Origin of the sequence: Roseibium marinum (assembly GCF_002906165.1) — a bacterium.
Taxonomy (GTDB): domain Bacteria; phylum Pseudomonadota; class Alphaproteobacteria; order Rhizobiales; family Stappiaceae; genus Roseibium; species Roseibium marinum.
This window is the reverse complement of sequence record NZ_PPCN01000001.1, coordinates 413,209-430,182: the sequence shown is the minus strand read 5'-3', so window position 1 is coordinate 430,182 and position 16,974 is coordinate 413,209. Positions and strand designations below refer to the sequence as shown.

15 protein-coding genes and 1 tRNA gene are annotated in these 16,974 nt (G+C 59.5%); 6 read left to right on the top strand and 10 right to left on the bottom strand.

Annotation, left to right across the window (positions count from 1 at the left end; all coding sequences use genetic code 11):
* Positions 1-17 precede the first annotated feature (17 nt).
* The 4 genes from CLV41_RS02040 to CLV41_RS02025 all read right to left on the bottom strand — a co-directional run bounded on the left by CLV41_RS02040 (position 18) and on the right by CLV41_RS02025 (position 6,621).
* Positions 18-1,259 (bottom strand): acetamidase/formamidase family protein, encoded by a 1,242-nt coding sequence (locus CLV41_RS02040; protein ID WP_103220605.1) that lies wholly within the window; start codon positions 1,257-1,259, stop codon positions 18-20.
* Between the two features lie 116 nt (positions 1,260-1,375).
* Complete coding sequence (locus CLV41_RS02035; RefSeq protein ID WP_103220604.1) at positions 1,376-2,977, bottom strand: amino acid ABC transporter permease/ATP-binding protein; 1,602 nt, start codon at positions 2,975-2,977, stop codon at positions 1,376-1,378.
* 65 nt (positions 2,978-3,042) lie between these two features.
* Positions 3,043-3,969, bottom strand: coding sequence for an ABC transporter substrate-binding protein (locus tag CLV41_RS02030; protein ID WP_103220603.1), 927 nt, complete (start codon positions 3,967-3,969; stop codon positions 3,043-3,045).
* 507 nt (positions 3,970-4,476) lie between these two features.
* Positions 4,477-6,621, bottom strand: a complete 2,145-nt coding sequence (locus CLV41_RS02025; RefSeq protein ID WP_208987226.1) for a GGDEF and EAL domain-containing protein — start codon at positions 6,619-6,621, stop codon at positions 4,477-4,479.
* A 339-nt stretch (positions 6,622-6,960) separates the two neighbouring features.
* Between CLV41_RS02025 and CLV41_RS02020 the strand changes: the two genes are divergently transcribed.
* A complete protein-coding gene (locus CLV41_RS02020) occupies positions 6,961-7,377 on the top strand; it encodes a septal ring lytic transglycosylase RlpA family protein (RefSeq protein WP_103221477.1) in 417 nt (138 codons plus the stop codon).
* A 1,075-nt stretch (positions 7,378-8,452) separates the two neighbouring features.
* A tRNA-Arg gene (locus CLV41_RS02005) sits at positions 8,453-8,529 on the top strand.
* Between the two features lie 300 nt (positions 8,530-8,829).
* Here CLV41_RS02005 and CLV41_RS02000 read toward each other — a convergent pair.
* Complete coding sequence (locus CLV41_RS02000) at positions 8,830-9,258, bottom strand: VOC family protein (protein ID WP_103220601.1); 429 nt, start codon at positions 9,256-9,258, stop codon at positions 8,830-8,832.
* A 69-nt stretch (positions 9,259-9,327) separates the two neighbouring features.
* On the opposite strand from CLV41_RS02000, the gene CLV41_RS01995 reads away from it, so the two are divergent.
* The 4 genes from CLV41_RS01995 (at position 9,328) to CLV41_RS01980 (ending at position 12,553) form a co-directional block, all read left to right on the top strand.
* A complete protein-coding gene (locus CLV41_RS01995; protein ID WP_103220600.1) occupies positions 9,328-9,945 on the top strand; it encodes a TetR/AcrR family transcriptional regulator in 618 nt (205 codons plus the stop codon).
* Between the two features lie 43 nt (positions 9,946-9,988).
* Positions 9,989-10,675, top strand: a complete 687-nt coding sequence (locus CLV41_RS01990; RefSeq protein ID WP_103220599.1) for a helix-turn-helix transcriptional regulator — start codon at positions 9,989-9,991, stop codon at positions 10,673-10,675.
* 74 nt (positions 10,676-10,749) lie between these two features.
* Positions 10,750-11,610, top strand: a complete 861-nt coding sequence (locus CLV41_RS01985; RefSeq protein ID WP_103220598.1) for an NmrA family NAD(P)-binding protein — start codon at positions 10,750-10,752, stop codon at positions 11,608-11,610.
* A gap of 28 nt (positions 11,611-11,638) precedes the next feature.
* Positions 11,639-12,553, top strand: a complete 915-nt coding sequence (locus CLV41_RS01980; RefSeq protein ID WP_103220597.1) for a LysR family transcriptional regulator — start codon at positions 11,639-11,641, stop codon at positions 12,551-12,553.
* Here the strand turns inward: CLV41_RS01980 and CLV41_RS01975 are convergent.
* Genes CLV41_RS01975 through trbL form a run of 5 tightly spaced genes read right to left on the bottom strand, consistent with a single transcriptional unit; the run spans position 12,527 to position 16,972 of the window.
* The gene (locus CLV41_RS01975) at positions 12,527-12,793 is read right to left on the bottom strand and encodes a DUF2274 domain-containing protein (protein WP_103220596.1); all 267 of its coding nucleotides are present in this window, start codon (positions 12,791-12,793) and stop codon (positions 12,527-12,529) included. The genes CLV41_RS01980 and CLV41_RS01975 overlap by 27 nt on opposite strands.
* Before the next feature lie 3 nt (positions 12,794-12,796).
* A complete protein-coding gene (locus CLV41_RS01970) occupies positions 12,797-13,975 on the bottom strand; it encodes a TrbI/VirB10 family protein (RefSeq protein WP_103220595.1) in 1,179 nt (392 codons plus the stop codon).
* Positions 13,972-15,009 (bottom strand): P-type conjugative transfer protein TrbG, encoded by a 1,038-nt coding sequence (trbG, locus tag CLV41_RS01965; protein ID WP_103220594.1) that lies wholly within the window; start codon positions 15,007-15,009, stop codon positions 13,972-13,974. Before trbG ends, CLV41_RS01970 begins: the two co-directional genes overlap by 4 nt.
* Positions 15,006-15,689 carry a conjugal transfer protein TrbF gene (gene trbF / locus CLV41_RS01960; protein ID WP_103220593.1) on the bottom strand — a complete coding sequence of 228 codons (684 nt, stop codon included), beginning with the start codon at positions 15,687-15,689 and terminating at the stop codon, positions 15,006-15,008. Before trbF ends, trbG begins: the two co-directional genes overlap by 4 nt.
* Entirely contained in the window at positions 15,689-16,972 is a 1,284-nt protein-coding gene (gene trbL, locus CLV41_RS01955) for a P-type conjugative transfer protein TrbL (RefSeq protein ID WP_103220592.1), read from the bottom strand. Before trbL ends, trbF begins: the two co-directional genes overlap by 1 nt.
* Between the last annotated feature and the right edge of the window lie 2 nt (positions 16,973-16,974).

The window sequence follows — 16,974 nt, the reverse complement described above, 5'->3', positions numbered from 1 at the left end:
GAATGCCATCCCTGTCCTCAATAACATTTGAAGATGTTCTTCCGGATCGAGCCATGCACTCCCCAGTTGGCGTCAACGACTTGAGTGACGCCGAAATCCGCGGCAACGGACATCAGCGCAATTGCTTCGTCTTCACTCATGTTGTGGGCGGTCATCAGGAACCGGCGCATCTTGCGGAAAGCATCGCGCATTGCCTTGTCGACGCTGGAATGATGGGCAATGGTCGTTTGAGCATCCTTGCCCAGGGCTTCAAGGTAGTTGGGATAGGTAAAACCGTAAACGGACCATTGCTCGTCGGTTTCCAGCATCGGGTGATCGAGCCCCTCGAGCACGGTTCCGCCCAGATCATTCTTCTTGTGAAGGATGAATTCGAAATCCCCAGTCAATGAGGTTTCAATCGCGGTCCCGCCAAGTTCGCTGTCGCCCTGAGCTGCATGGGGATCGCCGACCGAGAAGTAAGCGCCATCCACGGCGACCGGATAGTACATGCGCGCGCCACGACCGATGCGCCAGTCGTCAATGTTGCCGCCGCTGTAGGATGGGGGAATGGAACTGACGAAGTCTTCTTCGGACGGGGCAAGACCCATGGTGCCGAAATGAAGGCGCGCAGGCACCCTTATGTCCTGAAGGATGTTTTCCCGCTTGGTGACCAGATTGTGATCGACCCGTACACCCGGATAATCAATCGTTGAGTGGATGATGCCGTCCGGATCCGTTTGCGGGGTCCATACGTAGTTGTAGACCGCCTTTGCATAAGGCTCGCCTGCCGTATCGAGTTCAAAGATCGTCACGACTTCGCGCGGTTTGGGTTCTTCGATCAGGTCATGATAGTGAAAACCCCAGGAAGCGGCGGCATTGGAGCCGAAACAGCGTCCGCAATAGCAGGCGCTCTGGCTCGGACGGGGGCGGACATCAAGGATCCGAACCTCGAGCACATCTCCAGGTTCCGCGCCTTCCACGGCCACCGGTCCTGTCATCAGGTGAACGCCAATTCCCTCTCCCGCACCGAGTTTGAACGGGCCTTCCGTTGGACCGGATCCGCGGCGGGATATCGTTTTCTGTTCTTTCGTCCAATGGAAGATGGCTTCGGCCGCAGGATCGCCCTGAATCATGCGCTCATAATCGTCGTTTGCGTGGTGGGTCAGTGTTTCGATGGTTGCCCGGTCTCCCGATCTGACCGTGATGGCCGGCTGCACCGCTTTGCTGAAATAACCCCAGTGGACGGTTTCAGGCGATACGGGGAGGTTGTGGTGTTTCATCAGTTTCTCCAAAAAATCGTGCCACGACTGGCTGGCATGCAAAGAGGGGGAAGCGGCCGGCGATGGCTGGTCTGGTGTCTGGCTGGTCTGGTGTCTGGCAGCTTGAAGTGAAGAGGTCAGGCGAGCTGGGTGGAATCGTCCTTCATGACCTGCAGGAACTGGCGCGTGCGTGGATTACCGGGTCGGGTCAACATTTCCTGCGCCGGGCCTTCTTCAACAATCGATCCGTCCGCCAGGAAGATGGCCCGGTCGGCGACGTCTTTCGCAAAGCTGATCTGGTGCGTCGAAATCAGCATGGTCAGGCCGTCTTCAACGGCGAGGCGACGGATGACTTCCAGCACTTCATTGACCAGTTCCGGATCCAGGGCGGAGGTTGGCTCGTCAAGCAGCAGGACCGCGGGGTTGGGCGCGAGTGCACGGGCGATCGCGACCCGTTGCTGCTGGCCGCCGGACATGTGGCGGGGAAGGGCATCGGCCCGGTGAGCAAGCCCCACGCGTTCCAGCAGTTCATCCGCTTGCCGGCCGGCTTCCTTGGCGGACACACGTTGAACCCAGCGCAAGGGGCCGGCAATATTCTCCCGTGCGGTCATGTGAGCGAAGAGATTGAAGTTCTGAAAGACCATGCCGACACCGACCGCAGCACGCGCATTGGCGATTGAACGGGGAGACAGGGCACGACCGTATTCGTCTACACCGAGTTGGCGGCCGGTCACGCGGATGGTGCCGCTGTCCCACGGTTCAAGACGGTTGATACAGCGCAGCAACGTGCTTTTGCCGGATCCGCTGGGGCCGAGCAGAGCCACGACTTCGCCGAGGCGAACGGTGAGATCGAGCCCGTCAAGCACAATGCGGCCATCGTAGCTTTTCTTGAGATTTTCGATTTCCACGGCCGGGCGGCTGGCGGCGATGGCCTGCGCGCGCTTTTGGCGGTTGATCGGGTGGGCGGCTTTTGGCGTTTCAGGGGGAAGCGGCGTCCAGACGGGCGCTTCTTCTTTCTCTTCCACGCCGGCCGCGGGTATCGGCCTGCGATACCATGGCAACAGCCGGGCGAAGCGGGCGCCTGGCTCCGGGTGGTCCAGATCCAGCATGATCTCGACGACGATCTGAATGATCGCGATTGTGCCGGCCAGCACGAGATACATCAGGCCCGAGGCAAAGAAGATTGAGAAAAAATCGAATGTTGCCGAGGCAAGCTGGGTACTGCGCAGCGTGAGTTCCTGAACCGAGACCACCGAGGCGAGAGACGAATTCTTCAGCGCGCTGACGGCTTCGTTACCAAGGGCCGGAACCATCGAACGAAAGGCCTGGGGGATGACAACGCGGATCATGGTGACAATCGGTGTCATGCCGAGCGCCTGTCCTGCGCTGGTCTGACCGCGGTCGACGCCGATAATATTGCCTCGGATGATCTCGGCGATGAACGGCGCTTCGTTGAGAGCGAGCGCCAGGCAGGCAGCTTCGACGGCCGTCAACTTGATGCCAATCATCGGCAGCGCATTGTAGCAGAAAATCATCTGCAATATCAGCGGCGTCCCACGGAAGATGACCGCGTAGATGCGTGCGAAAACAGCCAGAGCGCGGAACCGGCTGAGCTGCATTCCGGCAAGCACGATCCCCATCACCGCTCCGCCGGCCAGTCCGAACACGGTGATGAGTACGGTGTAAAGAATGCCCGTCAACAGATATGGCTGGCTGACATAATGTAAAAAGAGATCCATGGAGTCCTGCGCTCTTTGCGGAAGGGTGAGGTGATCCGCCCGTTCAGCCGGATCACCAGACTTGATTACTCGGCCAGCACCAGTTTCGGCGCTTCGAGCTGCTCTGCGGGCAGGTTCCATTTCGCCATCAGCTCAAGCTGAAGGCCGGATTTCTGGATCTCTGTCAGCGCGGCCATGATGGCATCGCGGAATTCCAGGTTGTCGCGGGGGACCGCTATGCCAACTGAGTAAGGCAGGGTGACTGCGGTCGCCTTTTCCAGTTGGTCAGGGTAGGCTTTTACAGCGCCGTCGACGGTGTTCACGTCATTGACATAGGTGTCAGCGCGGCCAGACAGGATCGCCTGAATGCAGTTGGCATTGTTGTCGTAAAGTTGGATTTCCGGCGCAGGCTTGCCGAGGGCTTCACATTCTGCGGCCAGTGCCTCAATCAGTGGAACTTCAACGTAACCTGTATTTTCTGCAGCGACCGTTCCGCACATGCTCGTGTTGATGCCGGTAATGCCTTTGGGATTGCCCTTGGCGACAAGAACGCCATCGAATACCTTCAGATAGGTGATAAAGTCGGCGGCCTTTGCACGGTCGACGGTTGCGTAAATATCTGAAATCACGATGTCGGCCTGACCGGCCTGCAGTGTGGTCAGAAGAGCTGCGAAGGTGACGGACTTGTATGTAAGGTCGAAACCAAGGCAATCGCCGAGCGCTTCGCCGAGATCAATGTCGAAACCGATGATTTTGGTCGGATCGTTTGGGTCGAGAGATTCATAACCGGGTGTATGCGGGTTCACCGCGTTGACCAGTGTCTTGCCCTTCAGGGAAGGGTATTTGGCCTGCAGGTCCGCACAGGCTGCCGGCATGGCCGTTTCGGCTTCCGCCTGATTGATGTCGACGAAAAGAGAGCCGCTGAATGCAGCGACAAAAAGCTGCGCGGCAAAGAGAGTGCCGACTGCTGATCTTCCCAAACTGGATGACTTGGCAAATCCTGGGGTTTTCATTTCCTGCTCCGTATACTGGCTGAAAGACTGCTGTCTAAATTCGACCGTTGGAGCGTAGGTTCAATTTTCGGAAAAGATGTTGTCTGTGGCCGCACTTCTTATTGTAATTTTATTGTCAAATCTCGTAATTGCACAATAAATATTCAAAATAAGCCTAATATTAAGCCACTCTGATACTATTATAAACTTTCTTTCAGCGCCCGAAGATATGCAGTGAAGAGCCCACTGCTGTCTGTTCTAATTATTCCTGAAGTTTAGCATTCAAGTTGTCTTATGCAGGGTGGTGGTACCCTGGGTTAGTGAAGGTCGATAATGGGCGTCTGTGCAGGACAATCAGAAATGGTCCCGGCAATGAAGAGGGCGATGATCCCCCGTGGCTATGCGGACCTGAGCGCAAGCCGTTGACCCAATCTTGACGCAGTTTCGGTGCGCCAATCATGTCTTGAAATTTTACAGTTTGAATGGGGGCTGTCGGGCGCGGCCGGGATGCCGTCGTTTATGTCCGGATCAGCCTTCCGGCCAGGGCACCGGCTTGCCGAAAAAATAGCCTTGCGCGGCTTCAATATCGAGCGTGCGGAGCAGATCGGCCTCCTCGGCCGTCTCGACATGCTTTGCGGCAACCTTGATGCCGAGTTCATGCGCCGCCCTGACAAGTCCGGCGAGGATCGCCGCTTTCGCCGGCGACGCGGTCACCTGCCGGGTGAGACCGGATTCCAGTTTCAGCCATACGACGCGGAGCCCGGTGAGCCGGGACAGAACCGGCCAGTGCCCGGCAAAATCGTCGATCGCCGTCTGGCAGCCCAGATCCGTCACGTATCTGAAGAAGGATTCCACGGTTGACGGCTCGCGCAGGAAATCCTTTTCTGAAATTTCCAGACACAGTTTCGACGCCAGAAGCGGGTTGGCCGACAGACGCTGATGGAAACCCTCGCGGAAACCCGGATCGCGCGCCGAATCCGCCGAGACGTTCATCGTCAGGGTCATCCTGGCCGGATGGCGGTCCGCCGCGTTCAGGACCTTGTCCAGAGTCCAGGCATCCACCTGGGCGATAAACCCCGACCTCTCCGCCGCGGCGATCCAGGCACGCGAGGACAGCTCGCCCGCCCGCTCGCCCTGCAGCCGCAAAAGCACCTCCGACCCGAAAATCCTGCCCTTTTTCAGATGCATGATCGGCATGGCATAGAGCGTGAGTTCGCTGGCGCGAAAGCTTCCCGGCTCCGGCAGTGCGGTCAATTCGGCGGCGCACACCTGATCGTCGGCCGAATGCACATTGTGGATCTGGACGGATTGGCCACCGAACCGCTTGCCGCGCAGGCAGGCCCGGTCGGCCAGGCCCAGAAGCACGGAGGCGTCGACCTCGCGCAACGGCCTTCCGCCATCGACAAAGGCAACGCCTATGGAGCCGCCGATGGTGAAAATCCGTTCGTGAACCTCCAGCCGGATCCTGTCGAACCCCTCAAGAATCTCTTCGGCAACCTGAAGCGCCACCTCCTTGTCCGCCACCGGCAGCATCCCGGCAAATTCGTCGCCGCCGATCCGTGCCGCCGTGCCGGACTCCCCGAGGGTCAGTGTCAGACAGGCGGCCACACGCAGCAGCATGTCGTCGCCGACGTCATGACCGCCGAGATCGTTGACCTTCTTGAACTCGTCCAGATCGATATAGAAAACGGCAAGGCCCGTTTCCGCCTCCGAGGCCAGGCGCTTCAGTTCCCGCTTGAGCGCCTTGGTAAACGCCCTGCGGTTTTCCAGTCCCGTGAGCGGGTCCAGATAGGCCAGCCGCCTGTTTTCCGCAGCCTCATGAGGACAGTCGACATTCCGCCGGATGATCGCCATCGTCTTGCCGGCACCGCTGTCGCCGTCGTCCTGTCCGGGCAGCGGAACCAGGCGGATTTCACACATCTTGCGGTCGTTTTCATAAGCGGTCGGTTCGAAACTGGGGGTCTGCGGTATATAGAGCGTTTGCGGCGGATGGCCTTTGAGCTCTTCCAGGGCGGCGGCCAGAAAACCAGCCTCATAATCACCGCCGAGGACGTCGAGCAGCAGGGCGGACCTTTCCGCAATGCTTTCAGAGCCGTTGAAAACCACAACATCATCGGGAAAATGGTCGAGCAGGCACTTGTTCAGTGCCGCGCTGCCTGAAACGGTCCGGGTGCCGGAGAGCCCCATCGGTGCCTCCCCCGGCATCTCCCGTGCTCTCTCCGGCTGTCCTTCCCGTGGGCCGTCCTGTGGCTCCTCCTGGTGCGCTTCACTCATGTCGAACTGGACAAGAACGGCCCTCCGGTCCCGGGAAAGCGACAGGAAGGAGGTGCAGATCACATTTCGGCAAAAGGCAGCGCCGGACTTCACGGACATCCGGCCGCTCGCTTCGGACGGTACACCGTTGAAGGCGGCCGCCAGAACCGTCTCGCAGCGCTTCCAGCTGTCGGCGGACAACAGATCGCTCAGCCGGGCGGGGACGTCATCGACGCCGAGGGCGGCGCAGACCGCCTTAAGCCGGCCGTTCCGCGCAAGAATGCTTCCGTCCTGCGCGACATAGGCGGCAGCGTGCGGCAGCACCTCCAGCAGGGAGGCGTGGAAACCCGCGGGAGTATGAAACTCCGGATGACCGGAACCCTCCCGCCGGTCACCTATAAACCGTTGGCTGACTTGCACCAAACCGCCCTTTCAAAAAAACGTCCGAAGGCGCGAACTCACTACGGTGCGCACTTCATTTGAGGCAGATTATTATCACAGTTTATTTGGGAATTCAGAGCACCGCAAAATACCCACAAATCTATGAAAAACTATAATTAACAAGACTTGTGTTGAATTGCCTTCAATTTAAGTAAAATTTTATTCAATTACTTCTTTCAGGATTCCTTGCTTCTGAAAACACGTCACATTTTGATCACGCTCCCGTCTTATAGGCGCCCGTGCCTAATGGTAACCAAAAGCTTGAAAAATCCGGTCGCAATTCCGCAAGTGGCGCTTTTCCGGCTTGAAGGGACAAATATGCGTTTATCAATCCGTTCACGGGGGCGCCGCGGGGCTGTCCTTTGGGCCCTCGCTTTGCTTTGCCTGAGCCCTGGCGCACCGGCTTCGGCCGGCGCTTTTCAGCAATGCGGCAAGGCTTCCTGGTACAAGCTTGGCGGCGTGACGGCGAGCGGCGAACGGGCCGATCCCTCCGGACTGACTGCGGCGCACCGGACTTTGCCTTTCGGCACCCTGGTCAGGGTCACCAATCTCGCCAACGGCAAGGCGGTGACCGTGCGCATCAACGACCGTGGGCCTTTCGCCAAGAGCCGCGTGATCGATGTGACCCGCGCAGCCGCGAAGGAACTGGGCTTCATCCGCAGGGGCGTCACGCGTGTGCAGGTTTCGGGAACAACCCTCCCAAGCAAAAAACACCATGGACAAAATTGCCAATAATTATTCCGCTTCGAGCGACAGGTGATCCACGTCAATCGGTGCTATTTTCTTTCGGCGGTGTCTATAAAACTTTGCTTTTGCGCCGGTCATCGCAATTTTCACTAGTTTCACAGTCAACTCAGTATGAATAACGATCAGTCGCATTACAGTGAATCAAAAAATAAAATATTTTACGGTAATGACATTCGCGAAAGATGCCGGTAGAGTTGCCGCCGTGGTCGATGGGGCCACGTGCACAGTAACTTTATTCGCGCAGTCTTATTGGCTGCGCGTTTTTTTTTGGTTTCCTAAATAACGCTCAGGATCCAAGGCACGGATGCCGGCCGGTCGCGCCTCGCAGCGCCGTCAGACGATGTCACCGGTATGGAGGCGGGCGGGACTGCCGCTGGCACTGTTTACGCGGTCATTCATTTTTCCGCCTTCATCTTCGACCTTGCCGCGCCGACCCGGTTCACACGCGGCTTTCCTTTCAGCCGGGTCGCACTGGTCACAGCTGATCCCCAGGGATCAGGACAGGATTTCGGCAGCAGCCGGGTTTGGTCATGTTCGGTACATTTTATCTACAGTTTCTTTGCCTCTATACGCATCCCGGCCGGCTCCGTATCACCGTGAACTGAAGATTTCTGCTGGAGGCCCGCCCCGGCTGGTCCCCGTGCCGGACCCCAACGGATTCCCGTACCAGATAGCCGGGACAGGGCCTCGGGATCAGGCTCCAAAACCATCCTCAATGACCGCACCCGGGGACCCACCCCGGGGACCGCGCCGCCGAGCACCCGCCGCAGTCACCGGCGGCCGGCGGGATATCCTGCCCAAATTCTCACAAAGCCATTGCCTGCAACCGCCCGATCTAGTATCAGGTCGCTCTATCCGCCGCGCGGCCTGACCGCGACGCGCACGCACCCGTAGCTCAGCTGGATAGAGCGCTGCCCTCCGAAGGCGGATGTCAAGTCTGGCGGTGGTTGCTGGTGTTGGAAGAAAGAAGTGACTAAACAACGGCTTGAGTGGATGTCGGGTTCGCTCTTTAGGCCGACGAAAATCTCGCGTAAGCATGGCGTAAGCACCTCGCGAACGGTATGCACCCGTAGCTCAGCTGGATAGAGCGTCGCCCTCCGAAGGCGAAGGCCACAGGTTCGAATCCTGTCGGGTGCGCCAACTTCCAACCAAAAGCTGGGCCTCCCACCCATTGTGACGCCATTAGAATGGCCTGCAGTCCCAGTCTGATGCGTTGCTTCCGCTTCGTGTATACGTTCGCACGCCGGTGCCTTGGGAATTACGGTGCTGCTCCTGATTGCAGGCTTTTCTGGAATTCCCAGATATTCGCATTTGTCGGGGCGAAGTGCTTCGCCAAAGCTCGAATTTCGTCGGATTTCCGAACCCGATAGATCAATTATTCTCGCCTCCAACCGCTCGGTGAACGGGGTATTGGCAGCGACGATAAAACACGAGTTCGACTTAGCTAGGCACTGCGTCGGTCTGATATTGGGCAAGAAATTCCTCGCTCGGCGGGATTGGTGTGATTACGTCAAGCAGCACACCAGCCGGGTCGTGCGTGATGAAGTGCCGCTGGCCGAATGGCTCGTCGCGCAGGGCGAGGAGGATTGGCAAATCCTTCGTAGTCATCTCCGCGTAAATCGCATCAACATCGGGAACCTCGAAGTTCAGAAGCAGTCCTGAAGCAAGGCTGCCCCGAGCGTCTTTCGGTATGGTTTCGTGATTGGCGTCCAGGATGGCCAGGTTGACCTTTTCGTCGGCGCTGGATTGGAGATGCACATACCAATCGCTCTTGAACTGCGGGATGAAGCCAAAATGCACCTGATAGAAGGCGCTGACCTCGGCAACATTCGCCACCATAAGGACCGGATAGTACTGCGTCGTTTTCATCGCTTGCGCTCCCACTGAAATAAACATACTGTCTGTATGTATCTGGGAAATAACATACAGGCTGCATGCATGCAAGAGCGACGTTCCAACGCCGACCGGAGCCAAGAGACGCGAGGCGTACTGCTTGCGGCCGCGCGTGAACTGTTTCTCGAGAAGGGTTACGCGGCGACCGGCACGCCCGAGGTCGTCGAAAGGGCGGGTGTGACACGCGGCGCACTCTACCACCATTTTAAGGACAAAAAGGCCTTGTTCCAGGCGATCGTGGAACTGGAGGCCGCGCAGATAGCCGCAGAAATCGAACAAGGTTCGTCCGGTGCCGAAACGCCGCACGCCGCCCTGCTTCTGGGTGCGAGATCCTACTTTGTCGCGATGCAGGACCCCCATCGGGTGCGTTTGATGCTTCTCGATGGTCCGGCCATTCTGGGAGCGGAGGTAATGCGGCGGATTGATCTGGAAACGGGGGGACGAGAATTGCGCCAAGGCATCGAGGACGCATTGCAACCCGACACGCCGCCGGCACAGGTCGATACGATCGCCGATCTTGTCTCAGCGATGTTCGACAGGGCCGTGCTCGCCTGCAATGCCGGGGCGGATGCAAGAGCCTATGAGGACGCGCTTGCCAGTCTCCTCACGATGCTCACCTGTCAATGCGACCGGACAGCTTTCTCGAATGTGCTTACGCCCTAAGTCCAGTATTTCAATGCAATGGAAGTTTTTGAAACAATAAACAATGCCTAAAAGAACGGGTCGCCTTCTCGCCATTCTGCAAACTCTTCGGGTACGAAAGCGACCCGTGACGGCTATCGAGCTGGCGCGCCAATTCGATCTCTCGGATCGCACAATCTATCGCGATATTGGCACGTTAAGGGAACTTGGTGCCCCCATTGAGGGCGAGGCGGGTGTCGGCTTCATCCTGAAGCCCGGGTTCTTTCTACCGCCGCTTGCCTTGACGGATTTGGAAGCCGATGCCCTGCTCCTCGGGTTACGTTTCGTTGCCAAGCGCGCCGATCAGGAGCTTGCTGATGCAGCCGGGACGACGCTTGGAAAAATAGCTGCGATACTCGACCCCGAAACCGAGCGCGTGATGCGGACGAACGGACTTGCGGTCGGACCAACCGGCCGTGATGAAGCGGAGCTGGTCGGCCGTGTCCGAAAAGCGATAGTTAGCGAGCGAAAAGTCCGGATCACCTACCGCGACACATCAGAACAGGTGACTGAGCGGATCGTATGGCCGACGGCGCTGGGTTTTTTTGCTGAAACAGAGATCATGGTCGCCTGGTGTGAGTGCCGGGAGGCTTTTAGGCACTTCCGTCTGGATCGGATCACCTCGTTTCACGCTCTGGAAGACAGGTTGCCGAGGCCGCGCCGTGTCCTGCTCGCAGAGTATCACGCTGCGGAGCCAGAAGCTGACATCTGACCTGTTCCTGACATCTTCTGTCGCAGCGCTCTGATATCAGGATAATGTTTGGTTCGAAGAATAGGAGCGTCCAGTTGTACATCATTCTTGGAGGAACAGGACAGGTCGGTTCGGCCGTCGCCCGCTCGCTACTAAGGCGGGGCGAACAGGTCACGGTTGTTACGCGCAATAAAAAGAAAGCAGTCGCCCTTCAGAAGGCAGGCGCGGAAGTTGCTGTTGCCAACATTCGGGATGTGACGAGGTTGCGCGAAGTCTTCCGTTCAGGGCAAAGGGCGTTCCTGATCAATCCACCAGCCGACCCCTCCGGCGATACCGACGTTGAGGAACGTGCAAATGTCGCAGCGATCATCACAGCTCTGGACGGGTCCGGTCTCGAGAAAGTTGTGGCCGCTTCGACCTATGGCGCTCGCCCCGGCGAGAGATGCGGCGATCTGACCGTCCTCTTTGAGTTTGAAGAGCACCTGCGCGCCCAACCGATCCCGGCCGCGATCAATCGCGGGGCTTACTATATGAGCAACTGGTGCGGCATGATCGAAGCTGTCCGCGAGGGCGCGGTACTGCAAAGCTTCTTTCCGGCGGATCTCATGCTTTCGATGGTCGCTCCGGAAGACTTGGGTGAAGCGGCTGCACGCCGCCTGCTGGAGCCCGTCGATGATGTCGCCTTGCGTCATATCGAAGGGCCGGATCGCTACATGCCTCAGGACGTGGCGGATGCGCTGGCGGGGGTGTTTGGCAAGAAGGTGGCGGTTGAAACGATCCCCCGCAATGCATGGGAGGAGGTTTTCACGCAGATCGGTTTCTCGAGGGCTGCTGCTGCATCATACGCCTGCATGACCGCAGTCGTTGTGGATGGTTTGGTGGAAACACCCAATAGTCCGGAGCGCGGCGCAACGACGCTACGCGAATACATTCGAAGCGTTACGGGATCGGGTTAACAAAGCGCTGATGAAATGAGAACGTGCCATGGGGATTCCGTCTCCTCCAATCGAACTCCGTCATCTTCATTACTTTGTGTACGCTCATGAGTACGGTAGCTTTCGAAAGGCCGCAGCTGCTCTTGAAGTCCAGGAATCGACCATCAGTCGTACTGTGCGGGATCTTGAGGATCGCCTCGGCGTCTCTCTGTTCCAGCGACACAATAATGGAGTCTGCCTCACTTTGGCTGGTCAGCGATTTCTCGAGAGGGCCCGAAGCGCGCTCCACCAAATTGGCGAAGGCATCAGAGATCTTACAGCGATTGGGTGCTGCGCCGATGGACGAATCAAGGTCGGCATATTTTCGTCGCTTGCATCTGGATTCTTACCTGATCTGCTAAGGGCATTTTGCAAGGATCATGATGGGGTTCACATCGCCTTCATTGATGGAAACCCAACGGAGCATATAGCAGCGGTCAGGCAGATTCAGATTGATGTAGCGTTCATCACGGGAACGAGGGAATGCTCAAACTGTGAGACTGATCTGCTGTGGTCAGAACGGGTGTTTGCAGTGCTTCCTCAGGGTCACCCCCTTGTCGAAAAGGATGAGTTAAGCTGGCATAATTTGAAGTCTCAACGCTTTATTGTTCCTCGAACAGGACCGGGTCCGGATATCCATGACTTTCTTATGAGCCGTCTTGCTAACCTCGACCATCAACCCGAGATCGACACTCAGCAGGTAAGTCGGGACAATCTTCTATCCCTCGTAGCCGTGGGCAGAGGGCTCACACTCACGAGCGAAGCGACAACCGTCGCGAGTTACCCAGGCGTTGTTTATCGACCGATTGCTGGTGAAACAATTTCGTTTAGCGCGATCTGGTCTCCCCGGAACGACAATCCGGCACTCCGTCGCCTCCTGAGTATGGCGCGCGCGATGTCAAACGCCGCTGTCTGCCGTGGTTGATGCCCCATGCGCTGGGAAGCGCAGATCGTTTCCTTTGCGGGCTTTTGCAAACCCGCGATCTGTGGCCATGAAACGCGCAAGCATGGGAGCAATCAGTTTTGCGGGCTCGTTCTTCTGCCCGGTCTCACGGGCCAGCACGTCAGCGTAGGCGACAAGATCGCGATGCACATCGGCGGGAAGCTCAATGTTCAGTTTGACAGGTTTGTCATCAGGTATGGCGCCGAGTTTTAGTTTGCTCATGGATCAATTCCGATAGGGTTCGAGGATGAGGTCACGCGTGACCATCACGCGCACTGGGAATCCGGGGCGAATGGTCAAGGTCGGCGGGATGGAAATCTGACGGCGGACGATTTCGTCTCCGGCGCGCCCGATTGTGTCCTGGGTTCCCTCACGAATGGCGCGAGCGATGTCATCGTCATCGTCGGCGCCCAGTTCCACGCCGATATTCAGGACAGTGGCGAGGCCGGCCGCCATGAATAACTGGCCCCAGTGGTTGTTCACGCCGTCTTCGAGGCCGGCATAGCCGGCCTGGTCGGCACCGGGCTGGCGTTCGAGCACGATGGAACGTCCATTGGTTAGGATCAGGCGCGTCCAGGCCAACAGCACGCGGCTCTGTCCAAAGGCAACGCGGCTATCGTATTCACCGATGAGGCGCGCGCCTTGCGGGATCAGCAGGAAGCGCCCGGTTGGGCTGTCATAGACATTGGATGTCACCTGGGCGGTGATCTGACCAGGAAGGTCCGAGCGCAGACCCGTGACCAACGCTGCCGGGATGACTGCGCCTGCCTGGACCACGTAAGGACTTGGCGGATCGATGAGCCGATCGGCGCTCGTCGTGCGACGATCAGCGGGCTCGTCGAGAAATGCTTGCCGCCTGTCTGTCGCGTCTGGAGAGGTGTCCGTAGCACTCGCGGGAAAGAATGATCCGGTGCCGGACAGCACGGGAGTGACCACCGGCGAAGATTGCGGTTGTTCGCCAATGGCGGTCTTGGCTTCGGCGAAAAGACGACTGAGCCGGGCTGCCTCCAACTCCTGCAACCGGCGCTGTTCGTCAGGATCGACGGCAGGCGCAGTGACGACCGCCGGCACGGGCTGACCGCGTTGTTGAGCTGACAGGATCGGCCGCCCGAGCTCACCGGGCAGTGGCGGTCCAAGTTGAGGTATGCGTGTATAGTCGGTCGGAAGGCGCGACAGACCTTCGGCCGCCTGAATGCGCTCGGTCGAATAGAGCTCCGGCGGTCCATGGACGGGTTTGCGGTCTTGTAAAGTGACGATCAGGATTGCGCCGAGACCGAGGCCACCGACCGCACCAAGCACCGTTAGCGTGCGACGCGAGAGACGCATGACCCTTGGCGGATCGGCGCGCAGCCGCAAAGCGGCGGCGATCTCTTTTTCCTCACGGAGTTCTTTATCCTCGCTCATTTGCGCGGCCCCACGGCGCCAGGACGCGACGCGGTACGGGTGTCGCGGTTCACCCCATCGGTACGGACGATCCGCACACGTTTCTGCCTGTCGCCAAGCCGCAGTTCGGCGGCGGCGAAAAGCTGATCGACGATCATGTAGTTGCGGGCGATGCGGTAGTTGACGAGCTGGCCTTCGCCTTCCGGTCCGATGACGAAGAGCGGCGGCATTTCCCCCTGACCGATCCCGCGCGGGAACTCGATGAAGACCTGCCGCCCATCATCGAAAGCGCGAAGCGGCCGCCAGGGCGCGCGGTCGCCCTCGATCCGATAGCGGAAGCGCAAGGAATCCAGTGCGACATCGCGTCCGATCGGCAAGGCTGCTTCCGCCTCGGCGTTGCGCCGCCTGAGCGCGATCAAAGCATCCTCGGCATAGGTCCAGGATACGGACGCCATATAGGCGGACGGATTCGCCCTCAGTTCGAGATGATAGGTCCGCTTGTCGGTATTGATGACGAGATTGGTCTGAAGATCGGGCCGCGTGGGTTTGACCAGGATATGGATGCGCTGATCATCCCCTGAACCGCTTTGCGTGTCGCCGATGATCCAGCGCGCCGTGTCGCCGGCCGCGATCGGTCCGGAGCCAACAAGGCTCTCCCCGGGCTGCAGGGCGATATCGGTGACCTGCCCCGGCGATGCGTAGACCTGATAGAGTGCGCCCTCGCTGTAAGGATAGAGTTGGACGGCGTTGATGAAGCCGTCGCGCACCGGCTCCATGCGAGCGGCGGCGTTCGCTTCGCTCACCCGTTCGGCGGGATCGGCAGATTCCGGAGCTCTCTCTCCCCCATTGAGCGGCTTGAGTTGACCGGGCAGCGGCAGAGGGCTGGTGCGCTCGACGATCCGCACCGGACGCTCCGGTTCCGGGAGCAGCGTCGCTTCGATCGGAGGGGTGTCGTAGGCGATTTCGGGCGGCTTGAACGTCGCGCATCCGGAGAGCGCTGTCGCGGCGAGGAGGACCGTCATGGAGGCTCTGTTCAGGCGAAGTGTTTTTATCATTGGGCGGACTCCCGGGACCAGTTGATGGCGTTGACGAAGATGCCGAGTGGGTTTTTACGCAGGCGCTCGGCATCGCGTGGCTGCTGCAGAACGATGGTGAGAATGGCGGTCCAGCGTTCGGTCGCGGCGAGTTGGCCGTTGGCGTAGCGGCGCTCGATCCAGGCGACGCGGAAGCTGCTCTCGGAGGCGCGGATAACGCTGGAGACCTCGACGGAGATCTGCGTGTCACCGATCTTGGCGAAGGGGTCGTTCACCCTTGCGTAGTCGTTGAGCGCCAGCGCACCTCTGTCGGTCGTGAAGTCGTAAGCGTGCAGCCAGTTCTGGCGCAGCACGATCGGATCGGCCGGGATTTGGCGCACATTCTCGATGAAGCGCGAGAGGTGGTAAGCGATCTGCGGATCGGTCGGTCGGAAGTCGGCGGCGGCGGGCGCCACGGCTTGCGCCGCGCCGAGCCTGTCCACCTCGACGACATAGGGCGTGATCGTCCCTTGTGTGGACTGCCAGACAAGCGCGGCGCTAAGCCCGCCTGAGAGCAGCAACGAGCCGAACGCCATCAGTCGCCAGTTCCTGGCTTGCACGCGGGCGGACCCGATGCGTTCGTCCCAGATCTGTGCGGCTTTCTGGTAGGGCGTGACGGGCTCGGGGGTTTTCGAATAGCGAACGCTCGGGCGACGGAACATCATGATTTCTCCGAAAGGCTGACAGCGGTCCCGCCGCCGCCATGGTCGCCAGAGCGAACGGCATGGGCGGCGACGGCGGCGCCGTGGTGAAGGGTTTGCTGTTGTTTCATGCGGCGCGCCCAGGCTGGCGGCCCGTCGTTCGTCGACGTGGCGGGCTCGGGGCTGTTGCTGAACTTGCCGCCGGTCGCTTCGAAGGCTGCGCGCGAACCTGAGCGGTAGCTTTCGCTCATGGAACGGCGAAGTGGGTTCGTTGCGGCGCTGACGCCCGCTTTTCCAACGCTAGCGAGACCGGCGGCGACACCGGAAGCGCCGCCGCCAGCGGCCGCGTTTCCCATGCTGTAGGCCGTCGAGGCGCCACCAGCGACTGCCGCCGCGCCCCGTGCTCCGGCGCCGGCTGCTCCCACGGCCATCCGGGTGCCAGCGACCCCGCCGACAGCAAGCCCGCCGGCGGCGAGACCGGCGCCAACCGCCGCGCCTGCGCCGAGTTGCGGTCCGCCCGAGACGATGCCGTTGGCGATGCCCGGACCGAAGATGCCGAGCGCGAGCATCGAAAGCGCGGCCAGAACGATGGCCATGGCGTCCTCTATGGTCGGCTCGCCCGCGAACCCGGCGGTGAACTCGCCAAAGATGGTCGAGCCGATGCCGACGATCACGGCAAGCACCAGCACCTTGACGCCGGACGAGATCACCAATCCCAGCACCCGCTCGGCCATGAAGGCGGTTTTGTTGAAGAGGCCGAATGGCACGAGGATGAAGCCAGCCAGCGTGGCGAGCTTGAACTCGATCAGCGTGACGAAGAGCTGGATCGCCAGAATGAAGAAGGACAGGAGGACGACCAGCCAGGCGAACAGCAGGATGATGATCTGGAGGAAATTCTCGAAGAAGGAGACGAACCCCATCAGATCGGAAATCGATGTGAGAATCGGACGGCCGGCATCAAGGCCGATCTCCGCGATGCGGCCGGGCTGAAGCAGCTCGCCGGGGCTGAGACTGCCGCCCGAAGCGATGAGGCCAAGCCCGGCGAAGCTTTCGAAAACGATGCGGGCGAGTGCGTTCCAGTTGCCAATGATGTAGGCGAAGACGCCGACGAAGAGCGTTTTCTTGATGAGCCGGGCGAGAATGTCGTCGGCACCCCAGGCCCAGAAGAGCGCGGCGAGCGTCACGTCGATGACGATCAGCGTCGTTGCGAGGAAGGCGACGTCGCCGCCGAGCAGGCCGAAGCCGCTGTCGATGTAGGAGGTGAAGACCTGCAGGAACCGGTCGATGACGCCTACGCCGCCCATGT